This window comes from Pseudomarimonas salicorniae, assembly GCF_023156535.1.
In the GTDB taxonomy this organism is placed as follows: Bacteria; Pseudomonadota; Gammaproteobacteria; order Xanthomonadales; family Xanthomonadaceae; genus Pseudomarimonas; species Pseudomarimonas salicorniae.
The window spans coordinates 258,444-270,746 of record NZ_JALNMH010000002.1 but is presented as its reverse complement, the minus strand read 5'-3'; the positions used below and the strand labels follow the sequence as shown (position 1 = coordinate 270,746).

The following is a 12,303-nucleotide window of genomic DNA, read 5'->3' as shown; positions in this document are numbered from 1 at the left end:
CGCAGGGCGTTGGCTGCAACACGCCGGCCTCAGTCCAGCGGCCGGTTGAAGCGGCTCGCCGGGCGCAGCAGGATCCAGGTGAACAGCGAGCTGGCCGCGGTGGCCAGCCAGAACATGAAGAAGCCGATCGTGTAGCCGAGCTCGCGGCTGATCTCCCAGTCGACGAAGCTGATGTCGCGCAGGGCAAGGGGGTCGATGAAGGCGAAGAACACCGTGGTCGAGACGCCCGCAGCGAAGAAGCTGGGCCAGAGGATGGCGCCGACCCGCTGCGCCATCGGGCGCGGCGGGTGGTCGAACAGCTCGCTTTCACCGGTGTTCACGGCGCCGTACCGCTGCCCGCGGTGCTCGCGTCTCCGTGCGAGAGTGACCATACCCAGGCGCCGGCCAGTCGCGCCCGGGTCTCGCCGATCAGCGGCTCGTGGGCAGGCATGGCGCCGGCGCGGCCCTTGACGATGGCCGTGCGGATGGCATCGAAGTCGCCGCCATAGAGCCAGACATCGTCGGTCAGGTCGGGGGCCCCGAGGGCCGGATTGCCCTTGCCCTCAGCGCCGTGGCAGGCCGCGCAGACGTTGGCGAAGCGCGGCTTGCCGGCGGCGGCGAGCGCCGGATCCACCGGCTGCCCCGACAGGCTCTGCACGTAGACGCCGGTTTCCAGCACCGCGCGATCGCTGCCCAGCACCGCGGCGAACGGCGGCATCGCGGCCTGGCGACCGTCCAGGATCGAGGTCAGCACAGCCTGCGGATCGCGGCCCCACTGCCAGCTGCCATCGGCAAGGTTGGGGAAGCCGCGTGCGCCGCGGGCGTCCGAGCCGTGGCAGGTGGCGCAGTTCGCGGCAAACACCGAGCGACCATGTTCGACGGCCTGCGGGTTGCGTGCCAGGACGTCGATGGGCTGCCCCTCGAAGGGTGCCAGCGCCGCCATGATCTTGGCTTCGGCGACCGCGCGGTCGGCTGCGTGCTCCTTGGCCGAGGTCCAGCCCGAGGTGCCGGCAAAGCTGCCCGCACCCGGGTACCAGATGAGGTAGCCGACGGTGAATACGATGGTGATGTAGAACAGGTTGATCCACCAGCGCGGCAACGGCTTGTTGTACTCGCGGATGTCGCCGTCCCAGACGTGGCCGGTAGTCTCCGGCTCGCCCGGGCGGCGCTTGGAGGTCCACCAGAGCAGCCAGATGCAGCCGGCGATATTCAGGACCACCAGCAGGATGATGAAGATCGACCAGAAAGTGCCCATGGCAGCCCTCAGTGCTTGTCTTGGGAGCGGGAGGACGACGTCGATTCGTCGTGCAGCGGCAGGCGCGCGGCGGCGTCCAGAGAGGCCTTGCGCTTGCTGCTCCACAGCCAGAGGGTCCCGCCGATGAAGGCGATCAGCAGCACGGCGGTGATCAGGCCCTGGATCATGGTGCACCCCCTGCCGAAGCGCTGGCGGAGGCAGGGTCATCGCCCTCCGGGCTCGCACCCGGACGTGGCGCATGGCGGCCAAGGGCCTGCATATAGGCGATCAGCGCATCCATTTCGGTCTTGCCATCGACCGCGACCGGTGCCCCGGCGATCTGTTCCTCGGTGTAGGGATCACCAAGCGTCTTCAGCGCGCGCATGTGCCGGACGATGGCGCTGGCGTCGACGCGGGTCTTTTCCAGCCAGGGATAGCCCGGCATGTTCGATTCCGGCACCACGTCGCGCGGGTTGATCAGGTGGACGCGGTGCCACTCGTCCGAGTAGCGGCCGCCGACGCGGGCGAGGTCGGGCCCGGTGCGCTTGCTGCCCCACTGGAAGGGGCGGTCGTACACCGACTCCCCGGCCAGCGAGTAGTGTCCATAGCGCGCGGTTTCGAAACGCAGCGTGCGGACCATCTGCGAGTGGCAGTTGTAGCAGCCCTCGCGGACGTAGACATCCCGCCCTGCCAGCTGCAGCGGCGGATAGGGCTCGATGCCCGGCGTCGGCTCGACGGCCTCGGCCTGGTACATCAGGGGCACGATCTCGGCGAGGCCGCCGAAGCTGATCGCCACCGCGATCAGGATGCCCATCAGGCCGACGTTCTTTTCGATCTTCTCATGGCTCATAGCGGGCTCCTCAGGCGTGGGCCGGCTTCAGGACCGGGCTTTCCGGGGTTTCCTCCCGCGCCATCTGGAAGGTCTTCCAGACGTTCCAGGCCATGACCAGCATGCCGGCGACGACCAGCACGCCGCCGAGGAAGCGGACCAGGTAGTAGGGGTAGGTGGCGACCAGCGACTCGACGAAGCTGTAGGTCAGCGTTCCGTCGGCATTGGTGGCGCGCCACATCAGGCCCTGGTTGATGCCGGCCACCCACATCGCGGCGATGTAGAAGACGACGCCGATGGTGTGCACCCAGAAGTGGGTGTCGATCAGCTTGACCGAGTACATCGCCGATAGGCCCAGCACCCTCGGGTACAGCATGTACATCGCGCCGATCGAGATCATCGCCACCCAGCCCAGCGCGCCGGAGTGCACGTGGCCGATGGTCCAGTCGGTGTAGTGGCTGAGCGAGTTGACCGTCTTGATCGACATCATGGGCCCCTCGAAGGTGCTCATCATGTAGAACGACAGCGAGACGATCAGGAACTTGATGATCGGATCGGTGCGCAGTTTGTGCCAGGCACCCGAGAGGGTCATGATCCCGTTGATCGCGCCGCCCCAGCTCGGGGCCAGAAGGACCAGCGAGAACACCATGCCGAGCGACTGCGCCCAGTCCGGCAGCGCGGTGTACTGCAGGTGGTGCGGGCCGGCCCACATGTAGATCGCGATCAGCGCCCAGAAGTGCACGATCGACAGCCGGTAGGAGTAGATCGGCCGGCCGACCTGCTTGGGTACGAAGTAGTACATGATCCCGAGGAAGCCGGCGGTCAGGAAGAAGCCGACCGCGTTGTGCCCATACCACCACTGGACCATGGCATCCACCGCGCCGGTGTAGATGCCGTAGCTCTTGCCGAGGCTCACCGGCAGGGCCAGGTTGTTGACGATGTGCAGCACCGCGACGGTGATGATGAAGGCGCCGAAGAACCAGTTGGCGACGTAGATGTGCTCGACGCGGCGCTTCGCGATCGTGCCGAAGAAGACCACGGCGTAGGCGACCCAGACCGCGGTGATCAGCAGGTCGATCGGCCATTCCAGTTCGGCGTACTCCTTGCCCTGGGTCCAGCCCATCGGCAGGGTGATCGCGGCCAGAACGATCACCGCCTGCCAGCCCCAGAACACGAAGGCCGCGAGCCGGTCGGAGATCAGCCGCGCGTGGCTGGTGCGCTGAACGCAGTAGAGGCTGGTCGCGAACAGGGCGCAGCCGCCGAAGGCAAAGATCACCGCGTTCGTGTGCAGCGGGCGGAGCCTGGAGTAGGTCAGCCAGGGAATGTCGAAGTTGAGCGACGGCCAGTAGAGCTGGGCGGCGATGACCACCCCCACCAGCATGCCGACGATGCCCCAGACGAGAGTCATGACGGCGAATTGGCGCACCACCTTGTCGTTGTAGGTTTCCTGCAATGTCGCGGACATGCCTGCCTTCCCGGAAATCGGTGGCGCGATTGTCCGTTCGGGAACTCGGGGAGGGCTTGACCGTGGTCAAGTCGTCGCCGGGAGCACGATCGGCAGTGCAAAGTCGCGCAGCCGGGCCGGTCCCGGCGAAAGCCTGCAGAGCGCGTGGGAATCAGGGATAATTTCGCAAAGCCGGGCCGCGTCCTGGCTTTTTCTGTGCCTGCGTCGGGAAAAACCCTTGCCCCGCCCACGCCGGTTCGTGGTCCTGGCCGGGGTTCGCCAGCAAGCTGGCTCCTACATCGGATGCGCCCTGTGTAGGAGCCAGCTTGCTGGCGATCAGACGCGCGAACCTAGTCAGCGACGTCGCCCCCAACATTGCATTTCAATCGGAGTAAAGACATGGGTCAGTCAGTGGTGGTGATCGGCGCGCAGTGGGGGCTCATGCCGTCGCTTTCGCGTGCCGTTCAGGCACGCGAGACGGCCTGAGCGCCCGAGGCAGGAGCCGAGGGCCGGCTGACTTGGTGAGCGCTGGACGCGCGAACCTAGTCAGCGACGTCGCCCCCAACATTGCATTTCAATCGGAGTAGAGACATGGGTCAGTCTGTAGTAGTGATCGGCGCGCAGTGGGGCGACGAAGGCAAGGGCAAGATCGTCGACCTGCTCACCGAGCAGGTGGGTGCCGTGGCGCGCTTCCAGGGCGGCCACAATGCCGGACATACGCTGGTGATCGGCGGCAAGAAGACCGTCCTGCACCTGATCCCGTCCGGCATCCTGCGCGAGAACACCCTGTGCCTGATCGGCAATGGCGTGGTGCTGAGTCCGGCGGCGCTGAAGAAGGAGATCGGCGAACTGGAGGGCGAGGGAATTGACGTGCGCTCGCGGCTGAAGATCAGCCCGGCGACGCCGCTGATCATGCCGTACCACATCGCCCTTGATCAGGCCCGCGAGAAGGCCGCCGGTGGCAAGGCCATCGGCACCACCGGCCGCGGCATCGGTCCGGCCTACGAGGACAAGGTTGCCCGGCGCGGGATCCGCGTGGCCGACCTGCACTACCCGAACGAGCTGGCCGAGAAGCTGCGCGGCACGATGGAGTACCACAACTTCGTGCTGACCAAGTACCTCGGCGTCGAGGCCGTGGACTACCAGAAGACGCTCGACGAGGCGCTGGCCTTCGGCGAGTACGTCGAGCCGATGAAGACCGACGTCGCCGGCCTGCTGCACGACCTGCGCCGCCAGGGCAAGCGCGTGCTGTTCGAGGGCGCGCAGGGCGCTCTGCTCGATATCGACCACGGCACCTATCCCTACGTCACCTCGAGCAACACCACGGTGGGCGGGGCGCTGGCCGGCACCGGCGTCGGCGCCGATTCGATCGACTACGTCCTCGGCATCGCCAAGGCGTATGCGACGCGCGTGGGTGGCGGCCCGTTCCCGACGGAGCTGGACGACGCGATGGGCGAGGACATCCGCAAGCGCGGGGCCGAGTTCGGCGCCACCACCGGCCGCCCGCGCCGCTGCGGCTGGATCGACCTCGTGGCGCTCAAGCGCGCGGTGGCGATCAATGGCATCTCCGGCCTGTGCATCACCAAGCTCGACGTGCTGGACGGACTGCCCAGCCTCAAGATGTGCATCGCCTACCGCTACCGTGGCAAGGAGACCGAGTACTCGCCGCTGGACGCCGCCGGCTGGAACGAGTGCGAGCCGGTATACCTCGAATTCCCGGGCTGGCAGGAGTCGACCCACGGGGTGACCGAGTTCGCCAAGCTGCCGCCTGCCGCGCGCGCCTACCTGCGCTCGCTGGAAGAGCTGGTCGGCTGCCCGCTGGCCATGGTCTCCACCGGCCCGGACCGCGACGCCAATATCGTGCTGAGGGACCCGTTCGCCTGAGCGAAAGGCGGACTCGGGCGCGAAGTTCGCATTCGCCACGGCCCCGCTGTAGGAGCCAGCTTGCTGGCGATAGGCGCCCCGGATGGGACGATCGCCAGCAAGCTGGCTCCTACATTCGGGTGTTGTGGAATGTCTGCTTCGCGCCCGAATCGGCCGCCCAACGAGCGCCCACACGCCTTCAGCCGACGCCTCGCGGCGTCGGTTCGCTGGTGCTGCGAATCAGGCGGTAACGTCTAGAAGGCTGCCCGGGCCGCGCGGGTCGGTGTCGGCGCGGCGGGTTTCGGCGCCGGTGGCGCTGCTGGCGTTGCCGCCCTCGACCACCTGGGTGGCGTTGAGGTCGGCGCCGGCGCGTTCGCGGGCGGCGTCGCTGATGGCGACGCTGACGCCGCTTTGAGCCTGGGTCGCACGCTCGGACTGCTGCTCGCGGCTGCGCTCCGTGCCGGCGGACGGATCCTGCGGACGGGCCCCGTCAATGCGGAGCGGATTCTCGAAGGCGGTGGCCGGGGAGGCGGTGCTGAGCGGGTTCATGGGCGCTCCTCTGCTGCGAGGAAACCGCAGCATACCCCGACGGCGCGCGGGGTGTGCTGCCAGAGTGTGAAGATCGTGAACTCCGGGCGGATTCGCGAACCCCCGTTCAGGCTGCGGCCGGCTTCCGGCCCCGTCCCCGTGGCTTGTCCGGCCCCGGCGCCGTAAACAGCTCGGCAGGCAGGTCGCGCATCACTTCGGCCAGCTTGCCGAGGAATCCGTCCAGCGCCGAACTGCGTCGCCAGATCATCGCGATCCTCCGGCTGGGCGCTGTGCCCTGGAACGGCACCAGCTCGATCGCCGGGGAGCGTGGTACCGGCGGCTTGACCGCGAGCACAGGAAGCAGGGTGATGCCGACGTTGGCGGCCACCATCTGGCGCAGGGTCTCGAGGCTGGTCGCGCGGAATTCGGCCTTCTCCTCTGCTCCCGCGAGATGGCAGACGTCGAGCGCCTGGTCGCGCAGGCAGTGTCCCTCCTCGAGGAGCAGCAGGCTTTCGTTGGCGATGTCCTCCAGGCGCAGCGGTCCGGCCTTGGCCAGCCGGTGCAGCTCGGGCACGGCAAGGACGAAAGGCTCCTCGAACAGCGGCTCGACGTGCAGCTGATCATCGCCGACAGGCAGGGCGAGGATGCCGGCATCGAGCCTGCCCTCGCGCAGCATGCGCAGGATCACCTCGGTCTTCTCCTCGACCAGAAGCAGCTCAAGCTTGGGAAACCGCTTGCGGATCGGCGGCACCACGTGCGGCAGCAGATAGGGGCCGAGGGTCGGGAACAGGCCGATGCGTACCGCGCCGGCTTCCGGGTCGGTCGCCCGGCGGGCCGCTTCGCGCAGCTGCTCGACATCGGAAAGGATCCTGCGGGCGCGATCGGCGACCTCACGACCGACCGGGGTCAGCATGATCCGTCTCGGCGCGCGCTCGACGAGGGCGACGCCCAGTTCCTCTTCCAGCTTCTTCAACTGGGTGGACAGCGTAGGCTGACTGACGAAGCAGGCCTCGGCAGCGCGGCCGAAGTGCTTGTGGTCGGCCAGGGCGACGAGGTAGCGCAGGTCGCGAATATTCATCCCGTTTCCCGCTCCGGTGTGGGTGATCTATCCATTTTCTCTATGGAAAGGATAAACACAATCAACTTGATCGATTTTGTGCGTCGCAGCAGACTGAGGTTGAAAGCAGCCCGGTCTCTCCCTTGCCGCGGCGGCCTTCGGCGTCCGCGAACCTCCCCCCGGTTCGGCGCGTCAGGACGGCGGGGTGTCCACTCCCGCCCCGCCGTCCGCCCTTCCCTCGGGCTCGCGGTCGAGGCCAGGCGAAGGGACCAGCGTCTCCAGGGCCTCGCGCAGGGCGGGCTCGGCGATCGAGCTGCGCAGGCGCAGCACCCCCCTGGCGATCAGACCGGCGGCCTCGCGCGGAAGCGCTTCGGATAGCGGCGCGTCACCCGTCGCCTCGATGCCGACCCAACCGTTTCGCCCGGCATGCTTGACCGCATACAGGGCGAGATCGGCCAGTTCCACGGCCTCGGCCCAGCCATGCCGTTCCGGGTGGGCGGGCTGCAGGGGCAGGGCTGCATAGCCTACCGAGCAGGTACAGCGCAGCCGGCGCGGTCCGGGCAGTTCGAAGGCGAAGTCGGCCACCGCGCGGACCGCGCGCCCGGCAAGCTCGGCGGCGCGCTGGCGGTCGCTGTCGCGAGACACGACCAGGAACTCCTCGCCGCCCCAGCGGACCAGGTGGTCGATATCACGGAAGCAGGCCTGCAGCCGCTCGCGCATCTGGATCAGCACGGCGTCGCCGGCCGCATGGCCGTGTTCGTCGTTGACCTGTTTGAAATGGTCGAGGTCGACGAGGAAGAACACCAGGTCGGCGTTGCGCGGCGCCTCGCCTCGGTCAAGCGCGGCGCGATGGCGTCGACGGCTGCGCATCACGTCCTCGTCGATGTGCTCGGCGAAGAAGCGCCGGTTGCGAAGCCCGGTCAGCGGGTCGGTGAGACTGGCCTGCTCCAGGGCATCCGACTTCTCCTTGAGCCGCGCCGACAGCGCCTGCAGCTCGCGGGTTCGTTCCTCAACACGCAGTTCCAGCTGCGCCTCGCGCAGGCGCTGGCGGCGGTTGCGCCGGTTCAGCAGCAGCAGGCCGACCGCCAGGACCAGCGCCGCGGCCAGGGCATGGACCATCCGGCGCTGCCACCAGGCCGGGATGACCTCGACCGAAAGCACGATGCGCTGCGCGGTCCAGCGACCATGCCGGTCGCTGGCCTCCACTTCGAGCTGGTAGCTGCCGGGGTCGAGGTTGGCGAGGATCACCCGGCGGTAGGCGGCATCGGTCTCCTGCCATTGAGGTGATTCGCCGCTGATCCGGTGCCGGTAGCGCAGCTGCTCCGGGGCGCTGTAGTCGAGGGCGGCGAACTCCACGCTCAGCCGGCGCTGGCCAGGGCTCATGGCGAGGGCGCGGTCTTCGGGCACCGGAAGGGGCTCGCCGTCGAGCAGCAGCTCGCTGATCACCAGCGGGGCGTCGTAGTCGGGCAGGCGGTAGCGATCCGGCTCTACGTGCAGGAGGCCGCGGCTGCCGCCGAACAGCAGGCTGCCGTCGCGGCCGCGGGCATAGGCGCGGAACCAGGCGGAACCGATGTCGACGCCGTCGGCCGGGCCAAGCGCCACCAGCCGACCGGCGTCGGGGTCGAGCATGTGGTGCTGGGTCCAGATGCGTCCCCGGGAATCGGCCAGGAGGTTGGCGCCGAAGGGTCTTGGCGGAGCACCGAGCTCGATGCCCACGGCCTTGACCTGCCCCCCTCCCTCGGCGTCACCCGTGCGCCGGAACAGGCCGCGGGGCGTGTCGAACCAGAGCGCGCCTTCGGCGTCGACCAGCAGCCCCAGCACGTCGTGGTTGTCGCGGCGCAGCGCGTGCTGCACCGGCACCCATCCGGCCTGCTGCGCCGTCGCCGGCAGGCGCAGCAGGCCCTGGTCGCCGCCGATCCAGAGCGTGCCGGCCTCGTCATAGGCCATAGCATTGACGTCCCGGTCGAGTGCCGGCCCGTCGGCCACCGGCAGGGCGGTCGCCATCGTCTCGCCGGCACGGGCCCGCAGCAGTCCAGCCTCGGTGGCCACCCAGACGCCGCCGTCGGCCGCGGGCCCCAGGCGACGTATCCGCCGCGCGCCGAGGTCAACGGTCTCAAGCGCCTGCGAACCCTCGCGCAGGCGATACAGCCCGGCATCACCGCCGATCCACCAGCTGCTGTCGGCATCCTCGGCCAGGCCCGAGATGCGGGTGCCATCGAACAGCGGGCGACCCGATGCGTCGCGCAGCAGGTCGATCGGTGCGAGGTCGGCTGCTACCAGGGCGACGCCCCGGTCCTGGCTGCCGAGGAGGAAGCGGCCGTCGCGCAGCGAGGCGATGGCGCGGATGTTGGGGTCGCCGAGCAGCCGGCCGAGGCGGCTGTGGCGGTCGTGGACGCGGAACGCGGCGTTATGTGGATTGTGTCGCTGCAGGCCGCCGCCGTAGCCGGCCACCCAGATCAGGCCGCCGCGGTCACGGATCAGCGCGCGCACCTCGTTGCCGGCCAGGCCGTGCTCGACATCGGGACGGTGCCGCAGCTTGGCGCGCACCGCCCCGCTGTCGAGCGAACGGATCTCGATGCCATCGCCGCGGCCGACCCAGAGCGTGTCTTCGTCTGTTTGCAGGAAGGTGAACACCACGGCTGGCGAGGCCCTGCCGGCCTCGCCCAGTCGCTCGACGCCGCGCTGCGCATCCCAGCGGTACAGAGCGCCCTGCCGCGTGCCGATCCAGATCCGCCCGCCATTGTCCTCGTACAGCGCGCTGATTCGGGGTTCGCCCCGTCCGGCCTCGAGAGTGACCGTCTCGAAGCGCCCGCCGGCCTTGTCGAAGCGCAGAAGGCCACTCCAGCTGCCGACCCAGAGGCTTCCGCGATGGTCCAGCAGCAGGCTGTCGATGCGATCGTCCAGCAGCCCGGAAGCGGGGCCAGCCTCGAATCGGTGCACCCCGCCATCGGCTTCGCGGCGGAACAGTCCCTCACCGTCGCTGCCGGCCCACAGGGTGCCGTCGGATTCCAGGGCCAGCGCATTGATGGACAGTGGCGCATGTGCGTGTGTGAGCGGCACCCGGCGCAGGCGACCGAGCATCGGGTCGTAGCGAAGCAGGCCGGCGAAATCGGTCCCGACCCAGAGCCGGCCGCCTTCGGGCTCGGCGAGCAGGGAGCGTACGAACAGCGCGGCCTCGCTGCCGGGCAGGCTCCAGTGGTCGCCGTGGGTGCGGAAGCGGTACCCGTCGTAGCGGACCAGGCCGGCCGGCGTGCCCAGCCACAGGAAGCCGCGGCTGTCCTCGGTCAGCGAGGAGATCACCCCGCTCGGGATCTGCTGCGGGGCGACGCTGGTAAAGCGCGGCGGTTCGGCGGACGCGGGGGCGCAGCACGGAATCGCGAACAGCAGGAAGAGCCGGGCGAGCGCCCGAAGCCAGCGTGACATGTGCGAATGGTAGGCGAGCGCCGGCAGCCTGCCCAGCAGGCCGTCGGGCTCGCCCTGAAGGCTCCCTAGAAGCCGCTCTCCGGCATCTCCAGCGCGCTGCGGTCGACGTCGGACACCAGCCGCGCCCAGTGCTCGATCTGCGGCAGCTCGGTGGCGAAGAAGAAGCGGCAGGTGGCGAGCTTGCCGGCGGCGAACTCGGCGAGGGCCGGCTGCGCCGCGGCGCGTCGGGCGGCGGCGCTGGCCTGCCAGAGCCACATCCACGCGATGCAGGTATGGCCGAGCAGCTGCATGTACCAGTTCGCATTGGCCAGCACCGCTCGGACCTCGCCTTCGGCGATCCGCTTGCCGGCCTCAAGGGTGGTGCGTGCGCAGAGCGCGGCGGCCTCGCGCAGGGCCGCGGCGTAGGGCGCAAGAGCGGCATCGTTCTCGGCCGCGGCGCAGCAGGCCTCGATGCGCTGCAGCAGCAGCTTCAGGCCGGCGCCCTGCGCCTGCATCGCCTTGCGACCGAGCAGGTCGAGCGCCTGAATGCCGTTGGTGCCTTCGTGGATCGGATTGATCCGGTTGTCGCGGTAGTACTGCTCGACCGGATACTCGCGGGTGTAGCCGTAGCCGCCCAGCACCTGCACCGCCAGCTCGTTGGCCTTCAGACACCAGTCGGACGACCACGCCTTGACGATCGGGGTCAGCAGGTCGAGCAGCTGGGTGCTCTCGCGGCGGGTCGTCTCGTCGCCCTCGTGCCCGTGGTCGACCAGGGAAGCGGCGTACAGGCCCAGGGCCTGGGCACCCTCGACGTAGGCGCGCTGCTGCAGCAGCATCCGACGCACGTCGGCGTGCTCGATGATCGGCAGCATCGGCGAGGCCGGGTCGCGCTGGTCCGGATGCCGGCCCTGGCGACGCTCGCGCGCGTACTGCAGCGAGTACAGGTAGCCGCCCATGCCCTGCTGCACCGCGCCCATGCCGACGCCGATGCGCTCCTCGTTCATCATGTGGAACATGTAGGCCAGACCCTGGTGCGGCTCGCCGACCAGATAGCCGTGGCAGTCGTCCTGCTCGCCGAACTTGAGGAAGGTATTGACGCTGCCGCGCTGGCCCATCTTGTGGTTGAGGCCGGCCAGGCGCACATCGTTGCGCGCGCCGCGCGAGCCGTCCTCGTTGACCCGGAAGCGCGGCACGATGAACAGGCTGATGCCCTTCACCCCGGCCGGCGCACCGGCGATCTTGGCCAGCACGAGGTGCACGATGTTCTCGCCCATCTCGTGGTCGCCGGCGGAGATCCACATCTTCGACCCCGTGATGCGGTAGCCGCCGTCCTCATGCGGCGTGGCCACGGTCTTGATGTCGGCCAGCGATGAGCCGGCGTGGGGCTCGGACAGGCACATCGTGCCGTAGTAGCGACCCTCGATGATCGGGCGCATGAACAGGCGCTTCTGCTCCTCGCTGCCATACACAGCCAGCAGGTTGGCCGCGGCGCGGGCCAGCAGCGGGTAGGCCGGGGTGCTGGCGTTGGCGGTGGCGAACAGCGCGTCGCAGGCCGAGGTGATCAGGAACGGCATCTGCATGCCGCCGTCCTCCGCGGCCGCGTAGATCGACATGAAGCCGGCCTCGCTGAAGGCCCTCAGGGCCTCCTCGATCTCCGGAATCAGCACCACCTTGCCGTCGACCATCTGCGGCTCGTTGAGGTCGGACTTGCGGTTGTGCGGGGCGAACTTCTGCTCGGCGATCTGTTCGGCGAGGTCGATCGTGGCGTCGAAGATCTCCCGCGAATGCTCGGCAAAGCGCGGGTAGCGGCACAGGCCTTCGGCATCGAGCATGTCGTGCAGGATCAGGTCCAGGTGGCGGCGGTCGACCAGGGTCGGGTGGCTCATGGTGTTTCCTCGGGTGCGATCCGGCCGGGGCGCAGGGTCGGGGCGCCCGTGACTCGGGAAAGGGATGAGTCATTTATCGAA

Annotated in this window: 10 protein-coding genes; 1 reads left to right on the top strand and 9 read right to left on the bottom strand. The window is 68.9% G+C overall.

What is annotated here, in order from left to right; translation table 11 throughout:
- Nucleotides 1-29: 29 nt before the first annotated feature.
- The 5 genes from M0G41_RS03640 to ccoN are packed head-to-tail and all read right to left on the bottom strand — an operon-like array spanning nt 30 to nt 3,507.
- A complete protein-coding gene (locus M0G41_RS03640) occupies nt 30-275 on the bottom strand; it encodes a hypothetical protein (protein WP_248205596.1) in 246 nt (81 codons plus the stop codon).
- Between the two features lie 41 nt (nt 276-316).
- Nucleotides 317-1,234, bottom strand: coding sequence for a cytochrome-c oxidase, cbb3-type subunit III (gene ccoP, locus M0G41_RS03635; RefSeq protein ID WP_248205118.1), 918 nt, complete (start codon nt 1,232-1,234; stop codon nt 317-319).
- 8 nt (nt 1,235-1,242) lie between these two features.
- Nucleotides 1,243-1,401 (bottom strand): cbb3-type cytochrome oxidase subunit 3, encoded by a 159-nt coding sequence (locus tag M0G41_RS03630; protein WP_248205116.1) that lies wholly within the window; start codon nt 1,399-1,401, stop codon nt 1,243-1,245.
- On the bottom strand, nt 1,398-2,063 hold the full coding sequence (ccoO, locus tag M0G41_RS03625) for a cytochrome-c oxidase, cbb3-type subunit II (RefSeq protein ID WP_248205114.1): 666 nt from the start codon (nt 2,061-2,063) through the stop codon (nt 1,398-1,400). Before ccoO ends, M0G41_RS03630 begins: the two co-directional genes overlap by 4 nt.
- A gap of 10 nt (nt 2,064-2,073) precedes the next feature.
- Nucleotides 2,074-3,507, bottom strand: a complete 1,434-nt coding sequence (gene ccoN / locus M0G41_RS03620; RefSeq protein WP_248205112.1) for a cytochrome-c oxidase, cbb3-type subunit I — start codon at nt 3,505-3,507, stop codon at nt 2,074-2,076.
- Nucleotides 3,508-4,077: 570 nt separating this feature from the next.
- Here ccoN and M0G41_RS03615 point away from each other — a divergent pair.
- Complete coding sequence (locus M0G41_RS03615; RefSeq protein WP_248205110.1) at nt 4,078-5,370, top strand: adenylosuccinate synthase; 1,293 nt, start codon at nt 4,078-4,080, stop codon at nt 5,368-5,370.
- Nucleotides 5,371-5,589: 219 nt separating this feature from the next.
- Here M0G41_RS03615 and M0G41_RS03610 read toward each other — a convergent pair whose 3' ends face one another.
- The 4 genes from M0G41_RS03610 to M0G41_RS03595 form a co-directional block, all read right to left on the bottom strand.
- Nucleotides 5,590-5,898, bottom strand: a complete 309-nt coding sequence (locus M0G41_RS03610; protein WP_248205109.1) for a hypothetical protein — start codon at nt 5,896-5,898, stop codon at nt 5,590-5,592.
- 106 nt (nt 5,899-6,004) lie between these two features.
- Entirely contained in the window at nt 6,005-6,955 is a 951-nt protein-coding gene (gene oxyR / locus M0G41_RS03605) for a DNA-binding transcriptional regulator OxyR (protein ID WP_248205107.1), read from the bottom strand.
- A gap of 171 nt (nt 6,956-7,126) precedes the next feature.
- On the bottom strand, nt 7,127-10,357 hold the full coding sequence (locus M0G41_RS03600; protein ID WP_248205104.1) for a ligand-binding sensor domain-containing diguanylate cyclase: 3,231 nt from the start codon (nt 10,355-10,357) through the stop codon (nt 7,127-7,129).
- 65 nt (nt 10,358-10,422) lie between these two features.
- Complete coding sequence (locus M0G41_RS03595) at nt 10,423-12,222, bottom strand: acyl-CoA dehydrogenase (RefSeq protein WP_248205103.1); 1,800 nt, start codon at nt 12,220-12,222, stop codon at nt 10,423-10,425.
- Nucleotides 12,223-12,303: the final 81 nt, after the last annotated feature.